The organism is Amycolatopsis sp. NPDC005003 (genome assembly GCF_053600695.1).
This window is the reverse complement of record NZ_JBSGAI010000026.1, coordinates 124,042-147,714: the sequence shown is the minus strand read 5'-3', so window position 1 is coordinate 147,714 and position 23,673 is coordinate 124,042. Positions and strand designations below refer to the sequence as shown.

17 protein-coding genes are annotated in these 23,673 nt (G+C 72.8%); 10 read left to right on the top strand and 7 right to left on the bottom strand.

Annotated elements, in window-relative coordinates; genetic code table 11:
* Positions 1-94: M15 family metallopeptidase (locus ACWED2_RS28275; protein WP_449693534.1), on the top strand; the 94-nt coding region annotated here is incomplete at its 5' end.
* A gap of 156 nt (positions 95-250) precedes the next feature.
* Here ACWED2_RS28275 and ACWED2_RS28270 read toward each other — a convergent pair.
* A complete protein-coding gene (locus tag ACWED2_RS28270) occupies positions 251-2,440 on the bottom strand; it encodes an ATP-binding protein (RefSeq protein ID WP_449693533.1) in 2,190 nt (729 codons plus the stop codon).
* A 213-nt stretch (positions 2,441-2,653) separates the two neighbouring features.
* On the opposite strand from ACWED2_RS28270, the gene ACWED2_RS28265 reads away from it, so the two are divergent.
* Positions 2,654-4,495, top strand: a complete 1,842-nt coding sequence (locus tag ACWED2_RS28265) for a glycoside hydrolase family 5 protein (RefSeq protein WP_449693532.1) — start codon at positions 2,654-2,656, stop codon at positions 4,493-4,495.
* Positions 4,496-4,553: 58 nt separating this feature from the next.
* Here ACWED2_RS28265 and ACWED2_RS28260 read toward each other — a convergent pair whose 3' ends face one another.
* Positions 4,554-5,060 (bottom strand): MarR family winged helix-turn-helix transcriptional regulator, encoded by a 507-nt coding sequence (locus ACWED2_RS28260; protein ID WP_449693531.1) that lies wholly within the window; start codon positions 5,058-5,060, stop codon positions 4,554-4,556.
* A 66-nt stretch (positions 5,061-5,126) separates the two neighbouring features.
* Between ACWED2_RS28260 and ACWED2_RS28255 the strand changes: the two genes are divergently transcribed.
* Positions 5,127-6,149, top strand: a complete 1,023-nt coding sequence (locus ACWED2_RS28255) for an amidohydrolase family protein (protein ID WP_449693530.1) — start codon at positions 5,127-5,129, stop codon at positions 6,147-6,149.
* A gap of 178 nt (positions 6,150-6,327) precedes the next feature.
* On the top strand, positions 6,328-7,056 hold the full coding sequence (locus tag ACWED2_RS28250; RefSeq protein ID WP_449693529.1) for a hypothetical protein: 729 nt from the start codon (positions 6,328-6,330) through the stop codon (positions 7,054-7,056).
* Here ACWED2_RS28250 and ACWED2_RS28245 read toward each other — a convergent pair.
* From ACWED2_RS28245 to ACWED2_RS28235, 3 genes are all read right to left on the bottom strand, one after another.
* Entirely contained in the window at positions 7,021-8,046 is a 1,026-nt protein-coding gene (locus tag ACWED2_RS28245) for a hypothetical protein (RefSeq protein WP_449693528.1), read from the bottom strand. The two genes, ACWED2_RS28250 and ACWED2_RS28245, sit on opposite strands and share 36 nt — an antisense overlap.
* A 9-nt stretch (positions 8,047-8,055) precedes the next feature.
* Complete coding sequence (locus tag ACWED2_RS28240) at positions 8,056-8,283, bottom strand: hypothetical protein (protein ID WP_449693527.1); 228 nt, start codon at positions 8,281-8,283, stop codon at positions 8,056-8,058.
* Between the two features lie 97 nt (positions 8,284-8,380).
* On the bottom strand, positions 8,381-9,058 hold the full coding sequence (locus ACWED2_RS28235; protein ID WP_449693526.1) for a TetR/AcrR family transcriptional regulator: 678 nt from the start codon (positions 9,056-9,058) through the stop codon (positions 8,381-8,383).
* Positions 9,059-9,218: 160 nt separating this feature from the next.
* Between ACWED2_RS28235 and ACWED2_RS28230 the strand changes: the two genes are divergently transcribed.
* The 5 genes from ACWED2_RS28230 (at position 9,219) to ACWED2_RS28210 (ending at position 20,917) form a co-directional block, all read left to right on the top strand.
* Positions 9,219-10,409, top strand: a complete 1,191-nt coding sequence (locus ACWED2_RS28230; protein ID WP_449693525.1) for an FAD-dependent oxidoreductase — start codon at positions 9,219-9,221, stop codon at positions 10,407-10,409.
* A 123-nt stretch (positions 10,410-10,532) separates the two neighbouring features.
* Positions 10,533-12,674 (top strand): DUF6351 family protein, encoded by a 2,142-nt coding sequence (locus ACWED2_RS28225; protein ID WP_449693524.1) that lies wholly within the window; start codon positions 10,533-10,535, stop codon positions 12,672-12,674.
* A 19-nt stretch (positions 12,675-12,693) separates the two neighbouring features.
* Complete coding sequence (locus tag ACWED2_RS28220) at positions 12,694-19,059, top strand: beta-ketoacyl synthase N-terminal-like domain-containing protein (protein WP_449693523.1); 6,366 nt, start codon at positions 12,694-12,696, stop codon at positions 19,057-19,059.
* Positions 19,060-19,168: 109 nt separating this feature from the next.
* Positions 19,169-19,969: an SDR family oxidoreductase gene (locus tag ACWED2_RS28215; RefSeq protein WP_449693522.1), complete on the top strand. Its 801-nt coding sequence runs from the start codon at positions 19,169-19,171 to the stop codon at positions 19,967-19,969.
* A 60-nt stretch (positions 19,970-20,029) separates the two neighbouring features.
* Positions 20,030-20,917 carry a helix-turn-helix transcriptional regulator gene (locus tag ACWED2_RS28210; RefSeq protein ID WP_449693521.1) on the top strand — a complete coding sequence of 296 codons (888 nt, stop codon included), beginning with the start codon at positions 20,030-20,032 and terminating at the stop codon, positions 20,915-20,917.
* 1 nt (position 20,918) lies between these two features.
* On the opposite strand, the gene ACWED2_RS28205 is transcribed toward ACWED2_RS28210, so the two are convergent.
* Positions 20,919-21,662, bottom strand: a complete 744-nt coding sequence (locus tag ACWED2_RS28205) for an SDR family oxidoreductase (RefSeq protein WP_449693520.1) — start codon at positions 21,660-21,662, stop codon at positions 20,919-20,921.
* A 91-nt stretch (positions 21,663-21,753) separates the two neighbouring features.
* Here ACWED2_RS28205 and ACWED2_RS28200 point away from each other — a divergent pair, with 91 nt between their 5' ends.
* Positions 21,754-22,608, top strand: coding sequence for a LysR family transcriptional regulator (locus tag ACWED2_RS28200; RefSeq protein ID WP_449693519.1), 855 nt, complete (start codon positions 21,754-21,756; stop codon positions 22,606-22,608).
* 85 nt (positions 22,609-22,693) lie between these two features.
* Here ACWED2_RS28200 and ACWED2_RS28195 read toward each other — a convergent pair whose 3' ends face one another.
* Positions 22,694-23,659 (bottom strand): 2-dehydropantoate 2-reductase, encoded by a 966-nt coding sequence (locus tag ACWED2_RS28195; RefSeq protein ID WP_449693518.1) that lies wholly within the window; start codon positions 23,657-23,659, stop codon positions 22,694-22,696.
* Between the last annotated feature and the right edge of the window lie 14 nt (positions 23,660-23,673).

The following is a 23,673-nucleotide window of genomic DNA, read 5'->3' as shown; positions in this document are numbered from 1 at the left end:
TGACGTCGCCGAGCGGGCGTTCACCTCACGCGGCTGGACCTGGGGCGGCTCCTGGGACACCCCGATCGATTACCAGCACTTCGAGAAGCCCTGACAGCGGCCGGACACCGCTGGGGTGGAGTGCGGCCGGAGCCGGACTCACTTCGGTGGTTCCGGTGAGGACGGCTCGGTCGGTGCGCCCGGCCGGGCCGCCCGCGCTGGGTGTGGTGCGGGCGGTGCACTGCCCCGTCGCGGCGCCGAAATCCGATGGTCAGCCGCCTGCCAGGCCTTGACCGGTGGATCGTTCCCTTCGGAGGTTCGTGCGGATCTCGGCGGCGCGGGGGAGGTCGAATACCTCGTAGACCTCCAACGCTTTCTCCCAGCAAGCCTCCGCGCGCGGGTGATCGCCGAGCTCGACAAGTGAATCCGCCATGAGGTCGAGGAGCCGGCCGATACCCCTGGGGTGGACACGCCGCTCGTTGAGCTGTGAGAGCGCGGCGTTGCAGATCTCCACGGCTTCGGCATGCCGGCCTTGGCGCTGGTACGTCAAGGCGAAGTGGTGCGGGGAGGCGAGTTCGAGGCCTTCCAGGTCACCGGCCTCTTCACGCAGCATCCGTTCCCGTTCGGCGTGCCGGAGGGCTTGTTCGTGGTTGCCGAGATGGGCGTGGGCGTCGCTGAGGTTGCCTTCGATGACCCCCTCCATGCGCCCGCGCTGATATCCGGCGCTCAACGGGAGAGCTCTGTCCAGGTAGCCGACGGCGTCGGCGTATCGACGCTGGGTGAGACTGATCAGCGCCAGGGTGTTGAGCGCCCACGACATGAGTGACGGCTCGCCGAAACGTTCAGCCAGCGCCAACCCCCGTTCGGCCACCTCGACGGCCCGTCCGGCGTCGCGCTCGGGCATGTCCCAGAGAAACTCGGCCAGTTGGCACAACAAGTGAGCTTCGACCAATTCGTCCCCGCTGCGTTGCGCCGCGCTCACGGTCGATTCGACGACGTCTACGAGATCCCTCCACCGGCCGCGGCGGGTGAAGGTCCCGGCAGCGCCGTACAGCAGCATGACCGTCAGTTTGAGGAGCGCCGCGTTCGTCGAGCCCCACCGGAGGACTGCGGACACGTTCGCGGCTTCGTCGTCCCACCAGGCCATGACGTCGTCGATCGAGGAAAAGGCCAACATCGGCAGGTCGTCGGGGATCGGCTCGCGGAAAGAGCCTGCCGACGACGGCGGATGGGTGATCAGCTTTGCCGTCGCCACCTGCTGCGCGTACCAGCCGACCAGCCGCCGTTCCGCCTCGACCCGCTCGGCCGGGGTGTTCTCGAGGTTGGCTTGTTCGGCGGCGTACCTGTGCAGCAGATCGTGGATGCGGTAGCGGTGCCGTCCGGCCGGTTCGATCAGGTGCGTCGTGGCCAGCCTGGCCAGCAGCCGCCGGGCGACCGCGAGATCGAGCCCGGCGAGCGCCGCGGCGGCGTGGGTGCTGATGTCCGGGCCCGGGATCAGGCCCAGCAGCCGGAACAGCTGTGACGTGGGGGCGTCGAGCATGCGGTACGAGCCGTCGAACACCGCGCGGACCGCGACTTCTTCGTCGTAGGACAGGCTCAGTGTGTCCAGGCGGGTTCGTTCGTCGGCGAGTTCGGCGATGAGGTCGGCGACGGTGAGTTCGCTTTCGGCAAGGCGAGCCGCCGCGATGCGCAACGCCAGGGGCAGCCTCGCGCACAGCCTGATCAGTTCGTCCACCTGGCCGGGTTCCGCCGCGGAGAATGCGGAGCCGATCAGGGTCCTGAGCATGCTGCCGGCCTCGTCCGAGCTCATGAGGTCCAGGGCCATCCGGCGAGCCGAGGTGTTGACCACCAGTCCGGTCAACGATGCCCGGCTGGTGACCAGGACCAGGCAGCCGGGATTGCCGGGAAGCAGTTGCCGGACTTGGCCGGGTGTGCCGGCGTTGTCCAGGACGATCAGCATGCGCTTGCCGGCGAGGAGAGACCGGTACAGGGCGGCCTGGCTCTCGATGCCCGGGGGAACCATCTCACCCGGTACGCCGAGCGCGTGCAGGAAACCCTCCAAAGCTTCGCTCGGTGACAATGGTTCTCCGGGCCCGTAACCGCGGAGGTTGACAAAAAGACTTCCGTCGGGGAACTGCTGTTCGACCCTGTGCGCCCAGTGCAGAGCCAGCATTGTCTTGCCGACACCGCCGGTTCCGTCGACCGCGGTGATCACCACGGCCTCCGGACGGGGTTGCCGGCCCTCCGCCGGAAGTTGGGCGTCCAGGAACGCCAATTGTTCCTGCCGGCCGGTGAAGCCCGGTACGGCGGGCGGGAGCTGCCGGGGAACGGCCGGCGCCGACCACTGGCGATTCGTTCCGGTGACCGACATCTGCTGAATTGTTCCCGCCTGCACCACTGAGCCCAGACCGCTGCTGTCGACGAAATTGCTGGTCCGTGCAGTGATCGGGTCCGTGGGCATTGATCAAACCTCTCTGCGGGCCTGGAACGCGCGGTTTATCGATGATCCGCAGCCGTTTACTTCATCGGCAAGTTCTCCTTTGCAGGCCGATTGCCCTGACTCCCTGACGGACAGTGGCGATGTCAAGGTGACGTTGCCTGCCGCTCCGGCCGGTGACCCGTGACCTCCTTATGGCCCTTACCCGGTGGCCCGCGAGTTGGTTGACTCACTCGCGTGAGGATCTCGGCTGCGCTGCTCACCGTCCTGTTCGTCACCGCCGGCGTCGTCGTTCCCGTCGGCCGGGCCGAGGCGGACCCGCCGCCCTGGAGCGGGCCGCTCAGCACCCGCGGCCGGTACGTCGTCGATGCGCACGGTGACCGCTTCAAGCTGAAGGCCGCCAACTGGCACGGGGGGAGCGGTACGTGGACCGGCTCCGGTGACGTGAACGACCCGGCGAACCACCACGCCGGCGAGATCGCCTACCAGACCCCGCTCGGGCTCGACCGCGCGTCGATCGACACCGTGATCGACGGCCTCGCGCGGCTGGGCCTCAACAGCGTGCGGCTGCAGTTCTCCAACGCGATGGTCCACGACCCCCGGCCCGTCCCGGACCTGGCCGCCAACCCGGACCTGCGCGGCCTCACTCCGCTGCAGGTCTACGACCGCGTCGTCGAGCGGCTGACCGCGCGCGGGTTCGCCGTCGTCCTCAACAACCACACCACGACCTCGCGCTGGTGCTGCGGGCTCGACGGCAACGAACGCTGGAACACCGCGCAGCCCGAGCGGCAGTGGCAGGACGACTGGCTGTTCATGGCCCGCCGCTACGCCGCGAACAAGCGCGTCGTCGGCGCCGACCTGTACAACGAGGTCCGCCGCAACACCTTCGACGATCCCAACTGGGGCTGGGGCAACGACACCGACTGGCAGCGCGCGAGCCAGCAGGTCGCCGACCGCATCCTCACCGAGGCGAACCGCGACCTGCTGATCTTCGTCGAGGGCATCAACTGGACCGGGCTGCCGATCGACGGCTTCCCGCACGGCCGTCCGACGCTGGAACCCGCCCGGACGCTGTCGCACACGCTCGTGGACTCGGGCAAGCTCGTCTATTCGGCGCACTTCTACGGCTACACCGGGCCCAACCACTCCGGCGCGACCGGGATCGGCGAGACGCACGACCCGCGCTACCGCGACCTCTCGCCCCAGGAACTGCGGGACGTGCTGTACCGGCAGGCGTTCTTCGTCTCGGCCGACACCGGCAAGCACTACACCGCGCCGCTGTGGATCAGTGAATTCGGCGAAGGCCGCAACACCACCGACCCGGCGTCGCGCGCGTTCTTCGAGAACTTCGTCAACTACCTGTCCGAGACCGACACGGACTTCGCCTACTGGCCGGCGGTCGGCTTCCAGACCAACGGCTCCGGTGACGGCTGGGCTCTGCTCGAATACGACTCGGCGGGACGCCGCATCGACGTGCTCGACGGCACGGACTGGCGCGGCCCGGCCTGGCAGCGGCTGATCTCCGCGCCGTCCCGCACCGGGCAGATCCCGGCCGCCGAGCACTGGTCGATGCTGAACCTCGACTACGCAGACTTCCAGGAGTCGCGCCAGGTCCGCACGCAGCCGGACTGGAATCCCGGAGCCCGCAAGGGCGTCTGCCCCGACGGCCGGCGGCTCGCCGGCCTGGCCCACACCGGCAACCGCGGCCTGTGCACCGGGACGCTCCCCGCGCCCACCGGGTACGTGGTCGTGCGCGACGAGACCTATGTCGACACCGACTGGGCGTCCGGCTACACCAAGACGCAGTGCCCGCCCGACCACGCCGTCGTCGGGTACAGCGTCCAGGGCGCGGCCTTCTCGGCGGTGTTGTGCGGCCGGTCGGTGGCACCGCTGGGCCGCACGGGCCGCACGGTGTGGTTCGACCGCGGCGACAACCGGCCGTCCGGCGACCCCGGTGGCGACTTCGCGATCGGGAACTACAAGGGCCAGTGCGCGCCGGGGGAGTACGTCGCCGGCGTCGCCTACACGGGCCGGATCGGTTCGAGCCGGACGCCGGACGCGCTGCTCTGCCGGTCCTGACCGCCCCCGACGCCGCCGGCGACCTCGCCGAGCCCTGCCGAGGGGGCTCGGCGCCCGGTCATCCGGCCGGCGCGGGCGGGCCGAGCTCGCGGTCGATGCGGTCGAGCACCTTCCCGGAAATCCGGTGCAGGACCCGCAGCTCGTTCGTGCCGAGAGCGTCGACGAACAGCTCCAGCACCCGCGCCGCGTGTGCGGGCGCGGCGTCGACGAGGTGGGCGTAACCCGCCTCGGTCAGCACGGCCAGCGTGTAGCGCCCGTTTTCGGGGTCGGGCTCGCGGTACACGAAGCCGCGGTTCTCCAGGCGGCGGACCAGGTGGGAAAGGCGCGACAGTTCCGTGGTGGCCAGGGCGGCGAGCTCGCTCATCCGCAGGCGGCGCCCGGGCTGGTCGGACAGGTGCGCCAGGACGTAGTACTCGATCAGGCTGAGCTTCGAATCCTGCTGGAGCTGGACGTCCAGGGCCGCGGGCAGCCGCTGGAGGAGCCTCATGAACCTGCGCCACGCCGCCAGCTGGTCGTCGGTGAGCCAGCGCGGCCCGGCCGCGTCGGGATCTTTCGGAGCAGGCATGCGGGGAGTGTACTGATCGGGCAGTCGGACTTGAACCTTCAAGCGAGAACCGCTAGTTTGACTTGAATGTTCAAGTCAGCGAGGAGTGGATCGGCGATGCGGCTGTACGCGTTGGAGGAGCACTTCGTCACCGCCGAGGTGGCCGAGGCCTGGAGGCGGCACGACCCGCGGCTGGCCGAGCCGATGATGAAGCGGGCGCTCGCCGGGGACGTCACGCCTGCGCTGCTCGACGTCGGCGAGGGGCGGATCGCGGCCATGGACGACGCCGGGATCGACACGGCGGTGCTGTCCCTGACGACGCCCGGCCTGCAGAACCTGCCCGCCGCGGAAGCCGTCGCGCTGCAGGTGGCCGTCAACGACGGCCTCGCCGAAGCGATCCGGCGCCAGCCCGGGCGCCTGCAGGGGTTCGCGACGTTGGCGACCCCGGCGCCGTCGGCCGCGGCCGACGAGCTGCGGCGCGCGGTCACCGAACTCGGGTTCACCGGGACGCTGGTGAACGCGCACTCGGGCGGCCGTGCGCTGGACGCGCCCGGGTTCTGGGACATCTACGAGGCCGCCGAAGACCTGCGTGCTCCGGTCTACCTGCACCCTCGTGCGCCCGTCCCGGCCGTCGAAGACGCGTACTACCGCGGGTTCGGCGAACCGGTGGACAGCATGCTGGCCACCGGCGCGTTCGGCTGGCACTACGACGCCGGCCTGACCGTCCTCCGGATGATCGTCGCGGGTGTCTTCGACCGGTTCCCGGGCCTGCAGGTCATCCTGGGGCACTGGGGCGAGGTCGTGTTGTTCTACCTCGACCGCGTCGCCGTCCTGGACGACCTCGCCGACCTCCGGCGCCCGATCGCGGAGTACTTCCGCACCAACGTCTTCATCACTCCCGGCGGGATCTCCAGCCACAGGTACCTGCGGTGGAGCCTGGAAACGGTGGGGGCGGAGCGGATCATGTACGCCTCCGACCACCCGTTCAACCGCGAGCGTGCGGGGTCCGCGCGGGCCTTTGTGGACGATGCGCCGATCAGCGGTGCCGACCGCGAGCTCATCGCGTACCGGAACTGGGAGAAGCTGGTCGACGGTATCCGGCGCGGCTGAGCGGGTCAGGCGGCCCATCCCCATGGCCGCGATCTGCGTGGCGGACGTGCGGCTGCCGGCAACGGCCTCGGCGCTCGCGAAGAAGTACGCCGAAAAGCAGCGGGACTCCTCCGGTCGAGGCGCCCCGGCCGAGCCCCGGTGTGCCGCCCGTCCGATGGGTCGTGTTATCTCACCGGGCATGGACAACGAGCCGGTGCTCAGCCGTCCTCGGGTGCTGGCCGGGCTGCTCATCACCGTGGCCGGCACGGTGTGGGCGGTCGGTGACGCGGACGAGCTGCGGCGGGCCGGCCGGCTCGCGCTGATCATCCTGCCGGTGCTGTTCGTGGTCTTCGCCGTGGGGATGGTCGTGCGGGCGGCGATGCCGGCCGGCACGGCCGCCGGGCCGGTCACGCTCCTGGTGTTCGCCGCCGGCGGCCTGGCCGCGGCGAGCGTCGTCTTCGGGTGGGTGAGTGCGGCTAACCTGGCCGAGACCGCGGCGGTCGCGGTGACGGGAGGTGGCATGGCCGTGGCTCTGTCCCGCCGCCGCATGCGCCACACGCTCGATGTGATCATCCGCCGCCGCACCGCCGTGCTGACGACCAGGAAGCACCTTCGGATCTTCGACTACGCACCGGCGAAGTCCGTGGTCCGGGCCATCCTCGGCGGCGAAGTTCACCTCGATCTCGCCGCGGCGGAGTACCCGGCCGGCGTGGACAACGACAACATCGTCGTCGACATCACGGCCTGGTACGGCCGGGTGGTGATCAGCGTTCCCGCGGGCTGGCACGTCGAGGCGGGCCGGGTCGAGCTGGCCCGGCGGATGCGGTACGAGGGTGAGCTCGACACGCCGGACCCGGCCGCCACCCGCCGCGTGGTGCTCAACATCCAGGGACTAGGTGGTTTCCTCTGGCTCCGGCGCGGGCTCTGACGCCGCAGGGTGGTCGTAGCGGGCGGCGAGTTCGGGGTAGATCTCCAGCGGGGCACCGTCCGTCGCGGCGAAGAAGGTGGACAGCTCCTCGTTGAACTTCAGTTCCTCGGCGGCCGAGGGCGGCAGCGGGAAGTGCAGCGCGGCCAGCATGTCGAACCGGTGCAGGTCCACCGCGGCGGCCAGCAACCGGGCGTGCCCGGTCGCGGCACGCAGCGCGGCACGGTAGGCGACCGCCGCCGTGACCGCGGTGGCCAGCGGAATCCACGTCCAGCCGCTCGGGTGCCACAGCACCGGCAGCGCCGCCGCCGTCGCGGCCGACAGCGCGACGCACAGGGCGCACATCGTGTCGATCACCTCGAGGTTGCGGGTCACCGAACCGGCGATCGCCGGCGACAGCGACGGCCACAGCCGTTCGGAGATCGCGTTGAGCTGCAGCCCGTAGCGGCTTCCGGCGGCGTCCTCGCCGGCCGCCAGGACGTTCCCGAGGTGCGTCGGCATCACGGGTTCTTCCCGCCCCGGATACCCGTCGAGCACCTGCTTCGCGCGATCGCGGGTGCGCTCCAGGCGCCAGCGCCGGTGGGCGTGCGTCACGACCGCTTCCAACGAGCCGCCCTGCGCGCCCGGTACTTTGACGTCGGAGACGATCTCGGCGCTCTCCCGCCGCCGACGGTGGTGCTCGGTCGCGACTTCCTTCACCAGGCCGAGCGCGCGGCTGCGCCAGTAACCTTCCAGGAACTGCACCAACGCGACCTGGAACGGCCGCAGCAGCACACCGGCCAGCACGATGCCGAAGACCACGAGGCCCGCCTGCACGGGTTGCCCGACCAGGTTGCGCACGACGGTCTCGAGGTCGGCCGGATCGTCGGTGTAGGCCTTTGCGGCGACGAGCAGCCACACCAGCGCGGCCAGCACCGTCACCGGCAGCAGGTTGGTCAGGCTGAACCGGCCGCCGAACAGCTTGGCCACCTGCTGACCCAGCCCGTTGAGCACAGGCGCCCCCTAGGATCTTCCCGACACTGTGACGAACTTCGTCCGCTCACCGCACCCCGGCACGTCGCACATCGGCGGGATCCTGCGGTACCGGGACAGGCGACGGACGTGGTCGTTCGGGCATTGGTAGACGTACTTGCCGCTGTTCGGCTCGCCGCGGGTCATGCTGTGGGAATCCGACGTCATCAGGGCGAGCGCAAGGCGCAGCAGCGTCCCGCGGTGCTCCCTCCGGCCCATCAGGGCAGTATCCGATTCGTTCGCGGTGTCCGGCAAGGGGCAGCGGTCCCGGCGAATGGACAAGAAGTGGTCAGTCAGTCCGTCGCGCGGTGCGGGCTCAGGGCTGCGCGCGGGAGAGGATGCCGCGGACGAGGACGTCGATCGACCACGCGAACCTCTCTTCGCCGGTGCCGGACATGATCTCCTTGCGGGCGGCGTGGACGCGGGGGTACTCGTCCGCCGGGGCGCGGTCGATCGCCTGGGCGACCGGGCCGTCCGGGGCTCCCGGGGCCGGGCCCTGTGCGTGTTCGGCCGCGATCGCGGTGACGAACGTGGTCAGCAGGTCGATGGCCCAGGCCGCGGTGGCCCGGTCGATACCGGCTTCGGCGAGAAGCTCGAGGAGGGTTTCGGTGATGCGCAGCGCGTTGGGCCCCACCGCGGTGGTCCGGACGGCCATCAGGGCGACGGCCGGGCTGCTCATCAGGACCTCGGTGTAGGAGCGGAGAAGCCGTTCGAGCCGGTGGCGCCACGAGCCGCCCGCCTCGTCGGCCTCGACCGCTTCCAGCGCGCGGTCGAGGACCAGCGCCTGGAGTTCGCCGAGGTCGTCGACGTGGGCGTAGAGCGAGGCCGGGCCCGTGTCGAGTGCCTTCGCGATCTTGCGGATGCTCATGACCCCGTCGGGCGAGGTGATCTGGCGTAGGGCCTCCTCGATGATCGCGTCGCGGCTCAGGAGGGGTTTCGCCGCTCTGCGACGGCTCTCGACCTCGGCGGCGCCGAAGGGATCACGCTGGGACACCCGTGAACGATAGCTCTCGCGAACCCCGTTCGTCAAGTTGACGAACGGAGTTCGTTAAGCCTACTGTTCGCCGGGTGGCCACCGCGTTGCCCGAGCCAAGGGGCGCGCACCTTCCGCAGGCCACGGAAAAGCTTTCTTCCTCGGGAAAGGGTGAATCGGCATGTCCACACGCAAGATCGCCATCGTGGGCGCGGGGCCGGCCGGCCTCGTCTGCGCGCGAATTCTCCAGCGGAACGGAATCCCCGTCACCGTCTACGAAGCGGACGCCGCGCCGGACGCCCGCCGGCAGGGCGGCTCGCTCGACATCCACGAGGACACCGGGCAGATCGCGCTCAAGGAAGCGGGCCTCTACGACGAGTTCCGCGCTCGTACGCACGTCGGTGGCGAGGACGTGCGCCTGCTCGACAGGACCGGGCGGGTGCACGTCGACCGGCGCGAACCGGCAGGCGGCGCCGGCCGGCCGGAAATCGGCCGGGCGGAACTGCGGCAGCTGCTCGCCGAGTCGCTGGAGCCGGGCACGATCGCCTGGGGGCGCAAGGTCGTCGCCGCGCGGCCGGCCGCGGCGGGGTACGCGCTGGAGTTCGCGGACGGTTCGGTGGAACCCGCCGATCTCGTCGTCGGCGCGGACGGCGCGTGGTCGAGGATCCGGCCGCTGCTGACCCCGGTGAAACCCGGCTACACCGGGATCACCGTGGTCGAACTGCGCCTGGCCGACGCGGCGGCCCGGCACCCGGAGGCGCTCGCGCTCACCGGGCGGGGGAGCTTCTTCGCGCTGTCGGACAACAAGTACATCGGCGGGCACGGCGGGGACACCATCGCGTTCGGCTGCGGCTTGCGCGTCCCCGAGAACTGGATCGCCGACAGCGGCATCGACTGGGACGACCCGGAATCCGTTCGCGCCGGGCTGCTGCGCGAGTACCCCGGCTGGGCCCCGGCGCTGACCGACCTGATCCGCGAGTGCGACGACGACGCCATCCGGCCCCGCCCGATCCACGCACTGCCCACCGGCCTGCGCTGGGCCCGGGTGCCCGGGGTGACGCTGGTCGGCGACGCCGCGCACCTCATGTCGCCGTTCGCGGGCGAAGGCGCCAACATCGCCCTGATCGACGGCGCCGACCTGGCGCGGGAGATCCTCGCCGGTCCCGACCTCGAAACCGCGCTCGCCCGCTACGAGGCCACGATGTTCCCCCGCGGCGCCAAAGCCGCGGCGGCATCGCAGAAAGGCCTCGACATGATGTTCGTCGACGGCCGGCCGATCAAGATGATCGTGTTCTTCAAGGGCATGCCCGTCGTTTCGGCCCTCGCAAAACCGTTCGAGCGGCTCCTCGCCGGCCGGAACAAGCAGAAGTGAGAGGACGCCGGCCTCGGCCGGGACGACGCGGAACCGGATGTTGTTCCGGCCGGGCCGCAGGTGCTATACCCGCTGCAGCCTGGTGTCGCGACGGCGCGGTGCCACTAGCGAGCGGAGTGTCTGGTGGCGAACCGTGCTTTGCGCTCGTCCGTCGTGGTGGCGGCCCTGGCCGCGCCGCTGCTCCTGCCGGGGGCCGCGACCGCGGTGGCGGCACCCGGGCGGCAACCGGCGATCGAGACGGTGTCGAACCCGCGGCCCGCGCTCGTCAGCGGGGGACAGGTCCTGGTCAAGGTCGTCCCGGCGGACCGGCGGGTCACCGTCAGCGCGAACGGCCACGACGTGACCTCGAGCTTCCGCGCCCAGCCGGACGGCAGCCTGCTGGGCCTGGTGACCGGCCTGCGCGACGGCGTCAACGACCTGAGCGCCACGACGAGCGACCGCCACGGCCCGGACCGGCAGGCCCACCTGCGCGTCACCAACCACCCGATCACCGGGCCGGTGTTCTCCGGTGCCCAGCAGCGTCCGTTCTACTGCGAGACCCAGGCGTTCGGCCTTCCCGCGGCGGCGCCGCCGTCGTGCAGCGCGCCGACCCAGGTGAGTTACCAGTACCGGACCACCGCGGGAACGTTCGCGCCGCTCGCGGACCCGGTGTCCCGGCCGGCCGACCTCGCGACGGCCACGGTCGGCGGCCGCGCGGTGCCGTACGTCGTCCGCGTCGAGCGCGGCACGATCGACCGCGCCGTCTACGAGATGGCGGCGCTCTACGACGGCGCGCCGTCGCCCCTCGAGCCGGACGGCAGCTGGAACGGGAAGCTGGTCTACACCTTCGGCGGCGGCTGCAACGCGGGCTACCACCAGGGCACCTCGACCGGCGGGGTCGTCAACGACCTGTTCCTCGCCCGCGGCTACGCGGTCGCGTCCTCGACCCTGAACGTGCTCGACACCAACTGCAGCCCGATCATCTCGGCCGAGGCCGCGATGATGGTCAAGGAACACTTCGCCGAGACCTACGGCCCGGTCACGCACACCATCGGCTGGGGCGGCTCGGGCGGGGCGATCCAGCAGTACGACATCGCGGAGAACTACCCCGGCATCGTCGACGGCATCATCCCCGGCGTGTCGTTCCCGGACCCGCTGAGCACGGGCGGCCCGGTGTCGGACTGCCGCTTGCTGGAGCGGTACTTCGCCGGGCCGGGCGCGTCGTTCACCGCGGCGCAGAAGCAGGCGGTCGCGGGCTTCGCCAGCTACGACACCTGCGTCTCCTGGGACAAGACGTTCGCCAGCCGGGCCACGGCGACCGGCAGCTGCAACGCGGCCATCCCGGTCGCGGCGCGGTGGGACCCGGTCACGAATCCGGGCGGGGTGAAGTGCAACTCGAACGAGCAGCTGGTCAACCAGCTCGGACGCGACCCGGAGACGGGGTTCGTGCGCAGCCCGCTGGACACGGTCGGCGTGCAGTACGGGTTGGCCGCCTTGACGGCCGGGACGATCACCGCGGCGCAGTTCGTGGACCTCAACGCCACCATCGGCGGCCTCGACCACACCGGAACCCCGGTGCCGCAGCGGATCGAGGCCGATCCACGGGCACTGGCCACAGTGTACGCCGAGGACATCCTGAACTCCGCGTCGCAAGGCTTGCGGGAAACGCCGATCATCGACCAGCGGACCGATCTCGACTTCGCCGGGTTCGGCAACGACATCCACACCACCGAGTGGTCCTACGTGATGCGCCAACGGCTTCTGCGCGCCAACGGCACCGCGGGCAACCAGGTCATCATCGAAAACCACGCCACCGCGGCCGAAGCGGCGGCGGCCGGCGCCTACGAACTCGACGCCATGGACCGCTGGCTCACCGCGATCGACGCCGACGGCTCCCACCGCAGCCGGCAGCAGAAGGTGCTGGCGAACCGGCCGGGCGACCTCGGCGACGGGTGCTACCTGTCGCCCACGACGCGGATCACCGAGCCGCTGACGTACCCGGCGAGCGGCCGGTGCGGGGCGCAGTACCCGGTGGCGGCCAACACCCGGATGGTCGCGGGGGAGAGCCTGGCCCTCGACGTGCTGAAGTGCCGGCTGCGGCCGCTGGACTTCCGCGACTACCCGGTCACCTTCACCGCGGCCGAGCGGAAGCGGCTGCGGGCGGCGTTCCCTGACGGCGTCTGCGACTACCGCCGCCCGGGCGTCGGGCACCGCGCCCCGATCGGGACCTGGCTGAGCTACGGCGACGAACGGACCGGCACCACGCCGCCGACGAAGCCGCGGTGATTCCGGTATACCCGGAGTGGTGGGGGAGATTCGCACAGAGTTCATCAGGCCGCTGCTGACGTCGTTGTCCGCGCACCCCGCGGAACGCCCCGCCTACTCCGACGGACGGCGGACGCTGACCTACGGCGAGCTGGCCCGCGCCAGTGCCGGGCTGGCCGCGGGGCTCGGCGTCGCCCGGGGCGATCGCGTGCTGGTCCACGTCGGCAACCGGGTCGAGTTCGTCGTCGCCCTGCTGGCGGTGCTGCGCGCGGCGGCGGTCGGCGTGCCGGTGAGCGCGCGGTCGACCGAGACCGAGCTCGCCCGGCTGGCCGCCGACTCGGGGGCGACGCTCCTGATCACCGAGGCACGGCACGCCGCGGTGGCGGACCGGCTGGGGCTGCGGGTGCTCTTCGTCGAAGATCCGCCGCCGGCGGCGGGGCCGCCGCGGGACGACCTCGGGCTGGACGAGCCGGCTTGGCTGCTCTACACCTCCGGCACCACCGGACGGCCGAAAGGCGTTCTCCTGTCGCAACGGGCGGTGCTGTGGTCGACCGCTGCCTGCTACGTCCCCGTCTTCGGGATCGAGGCCGGCGACACCGTGGTGTGGCCGCTGCCGACCCACCACGCCTACGCCCTGTCGCTCGCCTTCACCACCACGATCGCGCTCGGCGCCCACACCCGCCTCGCCGACGGCTGCTCGCCGGACCTGCTCGCCGAGCACCCGGGCTGCGTGCTCGCCGGGGTGCCGGCCACCTACCTCCGGCTCCGCCAGGAGGCCGACGGCCCGGTGACCTCGCCGAGGCTGTGCCTGACCGGCGGTGCGCCGTGCACGCCGGCGGCCCGCGCCGCGGTCCGGGAGCTGTTCGGCCGTCCCCTCGTCGACGGCTACGGGAGCACCGAGACCGGCGGCAAGATCGCGGTGGAGCGTCCCGGTGCGCCGGGACTGGTCCCGGTGCCCGGCATGGAGGTCCGGATCGACGCGGGGGAGGTGCTCGTCCGCGGCCCGGGACTGCTGCTGGGCTACCACGGGCGGACCGGGTCTCCGTTGGAGGACGGCTGGTACCGCACGGGTGACGCCGGCCGGCTCGAGGACGGCCGGCTGGTGCTGGCCGGCCGGGTCGACGACGTGATCGTCAGCGGCGGGCAGAACGTCCACCCGACCGAAATCGAGGCGGTCTTGGAAGAATCGCCCTCGGTGCGGGAGGTCCTGGTGACCGGCCGGCCCGACGACGTCGTCGGGCAGGTGCCGGTGGCGTTCGTGGTCGCCGGGCCGGACGGCTTCGACGCCGAGGAGCTGCGCCGCCTCTGCCTGAGCCGGCTTTCCCTGCACAAGGTTCCGGTGGCCTACGTCGAAGTCGACTCGATCCCGCGGACCGCGTCGGGCAAACCGAAGCGGCACGCCCTGAAGCAACCGGATCTCGCGGCGGTGGTGCGGGCGGAGCTGACCGCCCTCTGCGGGCACGACGGCGGCGACGACTGGCGGGACCGGCCGTTCACCGAGCTGGGGTTGTCCTCACTGGCCGGCGTGCAGTTCCGGCACCGGATCACCGCGCTGACCGGCGTGCCGGTGCCGCATTCGCTGATCTACGACTTCCCCACGCCGGGCGCGGTGATCGCCGAGCTCACCCGGCTCGGCTCGGCTCGCCCGGCGGTGCCGCCGCGAGCGGCCCCGGCGCCGTCCGCGGAACCGATCGCCGTCGTGGCGATGGCGTGCCGGTTCCCGGGCGGGGTGCGCTCGCCGGAGGACCTGTGGCGGCTGGTGGCGGACGGCGTGGACGCGACCGGGGAGTTCCCCGCCGACCGCGGCTGGGACCTGGCCGGGCTGTACGACCCGGATCCGGACCGGATCGGGCACTCGGTGACCCGCCGCGGCGGCTTCCTCGACGGGTTCGCGGACTTCGACGCCGGGATGTTCGGCATCTCGCCGCGGGAGGCGCTGGCCACCGACCCGCAGCAGCGGTTGCTGCTGGAGACGTCCTGGGAGGCCTTCGAGCGGGCCGGCCTCGACTGCGCCGCGCTGCGCGGCAGCGACACGGGCGTGTTCGTCGGCGTCATGAACGAGGACTACGCGAGCCGGTTCACCACCCCCCACGAACTCGAGGCGTGGCTGGGCATCGGCTCCTCGCACGCGGTCGCCTCGGGCCGGATCTCCTACACCTTCGGGCTCACCGGGCCGGCGCTCACCGTCGACACGGCCTGTTCGTCGTCGCTGGTCGCGCTGCACCTCGCGGTGAAGGCGCTGCGCGAGGGGGAGTGTTCGCTCGCCCTCGCCGGCGGGGCCACGGTGATGGCCACCCCGCGGACGTTCCAGGCCTTCAGCCGGCAGCGCGGCCTCTCCCCGGACGGCCGCTGCCGGTCCTACGCCGCCGGAGCGGACGGCACGGCGTGGTCGGAGGGCGCCGGGGTGGTCCTGCTGGAACGGCTGTCCGACGCCCGCCGGCACGGGCACCCGGTGCTGGCCGTGCTGCGCGGCAGCGCGGTGAACTCCGACGGCGCGTCGAACGGCCTGACCGCGCCCAGCGGACGCGCCCAGCAGGCCCTGATCGCGGCGGCCCTGGCGGACGCGGGCCTGACCGCGGCCGACGTCGACGCCGTCGAAGGGCACGGCACGGGCACACCGCTGGGCGACCCGATCGAAGCGGACGCGCTGATCGCGGCGTACGGGCGCGGCCCGCGCCGGGAGCCGCTCCGGCTCGGCTCGGTGAAGGCGAACATCGGCCACACCCAGGCCGCCGCCGGGATCGCCGGCGTGATCAAGGTGGTGACGGCGTTGCAGCACGAGCAGCTCCCGCCGTCGCTGTACGCCGACGAGCCGAGCCCCCACGTCGACTGGTCGGCCGGCGGAGTGGCGCTGCTGGCGGAGGCCCGGCCGTGGCCGCGGACGGACCGGGTCCGCCGGGCCGGGGTGTCGGCGTTCGGGATCGGCGGCACCAACGCGCACGTGATCCTCGAGGAGGCCGGGGAGCCGGAGCCGACGGCGCGGCGGCCGTTCCCCGCGGCGCCCTGGCTGCTCAGCGCCGCGGACGGCGACGCCCTCCGGCTCGTCGCGGCGGGGTTGGCCGGAGCGCCCGACACGGTCGATGTCGCGTACACCCTGGCCCGGCGGACACCCCTTGCCCACCGCGTGCTGGTGCCCGCGGCGAACCGGGAGGCCCTGCGCGCCGTCGCCGACGGCCGCGTGCCGGGCCGGACCGTCCGGAGCGGCACCCGGCTGGCCGTGCTGTTCGGCGGGCAGGGCGCGCAGCGGGCCGGGATGGGCCGGGAACTGGCCGAGCGGTTCCCGGTGTTCGCCGACGCCTTCGCCGAGGCGTGCGAAGCCCTGGGCGGCGACCTGCGCGACATCGCCTTCACCGGCGGGGAAGCGCTGGACCGCACCGACCACGCACAAGCCGCGCTGTTCGCCTTCGGCGTCGCGCAGTACCGGCTGTTCGAGTCGTGGGGCCTGCGCCCCGACGTCCTGCTGGGCCATTCGATCGGGGAGATCACCGCCGCGCACGTCGCGGGCGTGCTGTCGCTGGCGGACGCGGCGACGCTCGTGGCGGCGCGCGGCCGGCTCATGGCCGCGTTGCCCGATGGCGGGGTGATGATCGCCGTCGAGGCCACCGAGGCGGAGGTGGCTCCCCACGTGGGCGAGGCGGTTGCCCTCGCCGCGGTCAACGGGCCGCGTTCGGTGGTGCTCTCCGGGGAGACGGCCGCGACGAAGGCGCTCGCCGAGCGCTTCGGCGGTGGGACTCTGCTGCGCGTCAGCCACGCCTTCCATTCGCCGCTGCTGGAGCCGATGCTCGACGAGTTCCACGAGGTCGCCGCCGGGCTGACGCACCGCCGTCCCGCGCTTCCCCTGGTTTCGTGCGTGACCGGAGCACTGGTCGAGGACATCGGGCCGGGCCACTGGCGCCGGCACGCCCGCTCGACCGTGCGGTTCGCCGACGCGCTCGCCACGGCGGCGGCGCCCGGCCCGGCCGCCGGCCTCGAGATCGGCCCGGCGCCGGTGCTCGGCCGCCTGGCCGCCGACGTCCTGCCGGTCGCGCCGGCCACGATGTCGGGCTCCGGGGTGCTGGCCGCGGCGGGCGCGGTGCACACGGCGGGCGTCCGGGTGGACTGGCCCGCGGTGTTCGACGGCTCGGGCGCGCGGGTCACGCCGCTGCCCACGTACCCGTTCAAGCGCACCCGGTACTGGCTGGACCAGCCGGCTCCGGAGCCGGACGGCGGCGACCACGCCGTGCTCGGCCCGGCGTTGGAGGCGCCCGACTCGCCGCGGGTGGTCCACGGCGGCTCGCTCGGCGTCCGCCGCCACCGCTGGCTCGCCGACCACGTCGTCGGCGGATCCGTGCTGGTGCCCGGGACGGTGTTCGCCGAGCTGGCCCTGCACGCCGGCGGCGCGGCCGTCGAGGAACTCACGATTGAAGCCCCGCTGCGCCTGGACACCGGGGACGTCCACGTCCAGGTCGTCGTGGACGAGCCGAGGATCGACGTCTACGCCCGGGGCCGCGACGAGAAGCACTGGCGGAAGCACGCCGGTGGGAAGCTGCGCCCGCGCGGCCCGGTGCCGCCCGGCTGGAGCGGGGCGTGGCCGCCGTCCGGGGCCGCGGAAGCCGACGTCGCCGAGGCCTACCGCGCGCACGCCTACGGGCCGGCTTTCCATGCGGTGCAGCGGTTGTGGGTGCGCGAGGCCGAGTTCTTCGCCGAGGTCGAGGTGCCGCCGGGCGTCGGGGGCCGGTTCGAGCTGCACCCGGTCCTGCTGGACGCGGCCGTGCACGCGACCGCCCTCGCCGAGGGCCCGGCGGCACAGCTGCGGGTGCCGTTCCTCTGGAACGGGGTCGAGGTCCACGCGCCCGGTGTGCGGCGGGCCCGGGTGCACGGCGTCCGCCTCGGCGCCGGCGCGGTCCGCGTCACGCTGTACGACGAAGCCGGGAACCCGGTGGCCCTGGTCGAATCGCTGACGACCCGGCCGATGGCGGCGCCGGACACGATGCTCTACCGTCCACAGTGGATTCCGGTGCCGCCGGTGGCGGCCGGCGAACCGGTCCGGATCGTCGAAATCACCGGAACGCCGGGTGACGTGCGCGCGGCGGCCGGCCACGCGCTCACCGTGCTGCAGGACTGGCAGGGCAGCGGCGACCGGCTGCTGCTGGTCACCCGCAACGCGACCGGCCCCGACCCCGACCCGGCCGCCGCGGCCGTGTGGGGGCTGGGCTGCGCGGCCGCGGCGGAACACCCGGGCCGGATCGGCCTGGTCGACCTCGAACCGGGGTTCCCGGTGACGAGGGTGGCCGAGCTCGCCGGGGGCAGCGGGGAGCCGCAGATCGCCGTCCGCGACGGCGTGCCGTACGCCCTGCGGATCACCCGCGCCGCCCCGGCGCCGGCCCGGCCGATCGACCCGGGTGGCACGGTGCTGATCACCGGCGGGACGGGCGCGCTCGGCGCCCTGGTGGCCCGGCACCTCGTCACCGCGCACGACGTCCGGCACCTGCTGCTGGTGAGCCGCCGCGGGCCGGCGGCGCCCGGAGCCGACGAACTGCGCGCGTCGCTGCGAGACCTCGGCGCGGACGTGCGGATCGTCGCGGCCGACGTCGCGGACCGGACCACCGTCGCGAGCCTGGTCGACAGTTGCGAGCCGCCGCTGACGGCGGTCGTGCACAGCGCGGCCGTGGTCGACGACGGTGTCCTGGCGGCCCAGACGCCGGAACGCCTGGACACCGTGCTGGGGCCCAAGGCGGACGCGGCGCTGGTCCTCGACGAGGTGACCCGGGACCTGCCGCTGACGGCCTTCGTCCTGTTCTCCTCGGTCGCCGGCGTGTTCGGCAAGGCCGGGCAGGCCAACTACGCGGCCGCGAACCGGGTGCTGGACGCGGTGGCGTGCCGCCGCCGCGCGGCGGGGCTGCCCGCGTTGTCGCTGGCGTGGGGGCTGTGGGAGCTCGGCACCGGACTCGGCGACCGGATCTCGGCCACCGCCCGGCGGCGGATCCGCGCGTCCGGTGTGGAAGGGCTGACGGCCGAGCAGGGCCTGGCGCTGTTCGACGCCGCGCTCGGCTCGGCCGAACCCGTGCTGGTGCCCGTCCGGTTCGACCCGTCGGCGGCGATGGCGCCGCCGACGGGCGGTGCGTCCGCGCGCTTGCCCGCGGCACGGGCGAGCTGGCCGGAAAACCCGGCCGAGCCGGAGCTGCGCGAGCTGCTGCGCGCGGAGGTCGCGGCGGTCCTGGGCCACCCGGACGCCGCCGTGATCGCCGACGACCGCCCGTTCCCGGAGCTCGGGTTCGATTCCCTCACCGTGATCGAACTGCGCACCCGCCTCGCCGGGTTGGCGGGCATCGACCTGCCCGCCACCGTCGTCTTCGACCGGCCCACGGTCGCCGAGCTGGCGCGGCACCTCCTGGAGCTCCGGCGGACCGCGAGCGTCGACCGGTAGGCAAAGGGGCCCTCGCAGTACCTGGATCGCCAGGGTCTCCCGGACGTTCCGGACGGCTGACAACCTCTTTGGAGTCGGCTTTCGGCCATTCCGAGGAGAAGCAACCACAGTGGACAACCAGTTCACCGCTCACGCAGGACTTTTCGATCTGAGCGGGAAGTACGCCCTGGTCACCGGCGGCACCAAGGGCATCGGGATGATGATCGCGCGCGGCCTGCTCCAGGCGGGCGCCCGCGTGGTCATCAGCTCACGCAAGGCGGAAAACTGCGCGGAGGCACAGCGGCTGCTGTCCGGGTTCGGCGACGTCCGAGCCATCCCCGCCGACCTGTCCAGGCACGACGAATGCCGCCGCCTCGCCGATCTCGTGCAGGCCGGCTCGGAACGCCTGGACATCCTCGTCAACAACGCGGGGGCGATGTGGCGCGAGCCGCTGGAGACGTTCCCGGACGAGGCGTGGGACACGGTGCTCGACCTCAACCTCAAGTCGCCGTTCTGGCTGGTGCAGGCCCTGCTCCCGGCCCTGCGCAAGGCGGGCACCGCCGACGATCCCGCGCGGATCGTCAACATCGGCAGCATCGCCGCGATCCACGTCGCCGAGGCGCCCAACTATTCCTACGCCGGCAGCAAAGCGGCACTCCACCAGCTCACCCGGGTGCTGGCCCGGGAACTCGGCCCGCAGCACATCACGGTGAACGCGGTGGCCCCCGGACCGTTCCCGTCGCAGATGATGGCGTCCACGCTCGAGGCCGTCGGCGACACGATCGTGGCGAAGGCCCCGCTGCGCCGGCTCGGCCGCGACGACGACATGGCGGGTGTCGCGGTGTTCCTCGCCGGCCGGGCCGCGGCTTACGTCACGGGCACGGTCATCCCGGTCGACGGCGGCATCGCCACGACCGCAACGGGGACCTAGGCGCCCGGGGGGTACCGGCAGAACCTCCCTCCGCCTGCGGGCCGGAGCTACGGTGACGAGGTGACCAAGATCGATCCGCGCACCGAGATCAAGGAGTTCCTGAGCTCCCGTCGCGCGCGGCTGACGCCGGAGCGGGCCGGGCTGCCCGCCTACGGCGGCCGCCGCCGGGTCGACGGGCTGCGTCGCGAAGAGGTGGCTCTGCTCGCCGGGGTGTCGGTCGACTACTACGTGCGGATGGAGCGCGGCAGCCTCGCCGGTGCCTCCGACGGGGTGCTCGACGCGGTGGCCGCTGCCCTGCAGCTGGACGAGGCCGAGCGCGATCACCTGTTCCACCTCGCGCGGCAGCGCAGGGCGCCCGGTCCCCGCCGCCGCCGACCCGCCGCGACGGTGCGTCCGGCGCTCCGGCAGGTGCTCGACGCCCTCACCGAGGCGCCGGCGTGGATCTGCAACGGCCGTTACGACGTGCTGGCCGTGAACCACCTCGCCCGCGCGCTGTATGCGCCGGTGTTCGCCGACCCGCGTCGGCCGGCGAACACCGCGCGGTTCGTGTACCTGGATCCCGAGGCGGCCAGGACCTTCTTCGTCGACTACGACCGCATCGCGGGCGATGTGGCCGCGAAGCTCCGCATGGAAGCCGGCCGCGATCCGCACGACGAGGAGCTGATCGCCCTGGTCGGCGAGTTGTCGACCCGCAGCGAACTGTTCCGGCGGCGGTGGGCCTCCCAGGACGTCCGGCTCCACCGGTCCGGACGCAAGCGCCTGCACCACCCGGTGGTGGGCCGGCTCGACCTGGACGTCGAGTCGATGGACCTGCCTGCCGATCCCGGCCTGCTCCTGACCGTCTACACCGCGCCCGCCGGCACGGCGACCGCGGACGGTCTGGCCCTGCTGGCGTCGTGGGCCGCCGGCCAGGAGCGGCAGCAACCCTCCGCGCTGGATCGTGCCTGAGCTACAGCTGGGTGGCGCCGCCGTCCACGGGGATCTCGGCGCCGGTGGTGAACGTCGCTTCGAACGCGAGGTAGGCCACCGTCGCCGCGACTTCGGCCGGCTCGCCGAACCGCTGCATCGGGATCTGCGCGGCCATCTCGGCCCTGGTCCGTTCGGCGACCTCCGGTGGCAGGGTCGCGTCGAGGATGCCGGTCGCGATCGGACCCGGGCTGACGGCGTTGACGCGGATCCGGCGGGGCAGCAGTTCCCGCGCCAGTGACCGGGTCATCGACCGCAGCGCGGCCTTGGTCGCGGCATAGGCGCTGATCATGTCGAGGCCCCTGACGTCGGCCGCCGACGTGGTGAGCACGACGCCGGCCCCCTCACGCAGCAGCGGCGCCAGCTTCTGCACGGTGAAGTACGGGCCCTTGGTGTTCACGGCGAACAGCTCGTCGTACCGCGCTTCCGGCATCGATTCGAACGGCGCGAACGCGGTCACGCCCGCGTTGGCGAACACCGCGTCCACCGCGTCGAACTCCGCGCGAACCACCCGGGCCAGCTCCTCGACGTCCGCCATCGACGCGGAGTCGCTGCGCACGGCCGTCACCCGCGCCCCGAGCCGCCGTCGCGCGGACTCGAGCTTTTCCTTGTCCCGCCCGGTGATCAGCACCCGTGCGCCGCGGGCCGCCAGCAGCTCGGCGGTCGCGAAGCCGAGTCCGCTGCTGCCGCCGGTGATGACCACGTTCTTTCCCTCGTAAGCGTTCATGCCCCCAGTGAACGGCCGGCCCCGGCGCGGCGTCCAAGTCCTGTTGCGCATGCCGCCATACCGCCCGGGCATGGCGGCGTACGCTCGAAATGTGGATCTCGACTTGCGGCTGGTCAGGTACTTCACGGTCGTGGCGGAGCACGGCAACATCGGCCGCGCCGCCACGGCTCTGCACCTCGCGCAGCCCTCGCTGAGCCGCCAGATCCAGCGGCTGGAGCGCCGGCTCGGCGTGCGGCTGTTCGCGCGCACCCCGCAGGGCACCAGCCTCACCCCGGCCGGTGCGGCGTTCCTGCCGCGCGCCCACGCCGTCCTCGAAGCCGCCGACGACGCCGTGATCCTCGCCCGCGCCGCCGACCCGCCGCGCGAGCTCACCATCGGCTACGTCGAGGGCTTGATCATCACCCCCGCGGTGCAGGCGCTGCGCCACCGCCACCCGGACGCGCGGATCCGGACGCGGATGCTGCGCTGGCACGACCTGCGGGCCCTGCCCGAAGGCCGGGTCGACGCGCTCGTCGCCCGCGAACCGCTGGCGTTTCCCGCGACGGTGACGCCGCTGTACGAGGAGCCGCGGGTGCTGCTGGTGCCCGCCACCCACCGGCTGGCAGGCAAGGAAATGGTCTCGGTGGACGACCTGCGTGACGAGGAACTGGTGGCGTGCGCGGTGACGCCGACGCTGTGGAGCGTCCCGCGGGACGGCGCGCCGCCGCCGGCGCCGGACGACAGCTTCGAGGACAAGCTCGAACTGGTGGCTTCGGGAAGTGCCGTGGCGGTCCTGCCGGCCGGCGACCACCGGCTCCGGTCACGCGAGGACGTGACGGCGATTCCGCTCGACGGCTTCGAGCTTTGCCGCGTCGTGGTGGCGTCGCGGACACGGGATCCGAACCCGCTGGTGGAGCCGTTCCGCGAGGCTGCACGGCTGCTGGCGGCGCCGGGGAACCGCAGCTGACCGCGATCCCGGGCGGAGCTCGGAATCCAGCCATCGTCGGCGGTTCGCGTTCCTGCTTTTCGGTGCCCGGCAACGGGATCGAGGCTCACGCGACCGTGGTCGACGGCGCCGGCGAGCCGGAGCCGCTGAGCGTGACCGCCCGCGCCCGGGTGCTCGCCAGTTCGTAGAGCAGGTCGTTGACCGGGGTCGGCGTGCCGGTCTCCCGGCCGAGCCGGACGACGGTGCCGGTCCACGCCTCCAGCTCCGACGGCCGGCCGGCCCGGATGTCGCGTTGCAGCGAGGTGGTTCCGTCCGCCGGGAGCCGGTCCAGGAACGCGATCTCCGCCGCCACGATGTCGTCGGCGAGCCGGATGCCCCGCGCGCGGGCCACCCGCTCGATCTCGGTCATGCTGTCCGCGATCAGCTGCCGCGTGCTCGCGCGGGCACGCAGCACGCCGTAGGGGGCGTCGGTGACGGTGCCGATCGCCCCGAGCGAGGCGAGCGCGAGGAACTTCTCCCAGAGCGCGGCCCAGACGTCGGTGGCCACCACCGCGGTCAGCCCCGACTCCCGCAGGGCGGCGCTCAGCCCGGCCACCCGCGCGCTCGGCGAGCCGTCCCACTCGCCGAAGGTGAGCTTTCCGCCGCCGATCTGGCGGACGCGGCCGGGTCCGTCGAGGAAGGCGATGACTTCCACGGCGCCCGGCAGGACGGCGCTCCGGCCGACGACCTCGGCCACCAGGCCCGGCGCGTCGACCCCGTTCTGGGTGGTGACGACCGCGGTCTCCCGGCCGATCAGCGGCTTGGCCGCGGTGATCGCGGGCTCGAGCTGCCACGTCTTGACCGCCAGCAGGACGAAGTCGGCTTCGCCGATTTCCCCGGGGTCGTCGGTGGCCCACGCGGGGGTGACCGTGAAGTCCCCGGCCACGCTCGCCACCGCCAAGCCGTCCCGCTTCAGCGCCGCGAGGTGCGCGCCGCGCGCCACGAAACCGACGTCGTGCCCGGCCGCGGCGAGGCGGCCACCGAAGTACCCGCCGACGCCACCGGCGCCGACGACCGCGATCTTGAGTCCCATACCCCCACGTTACC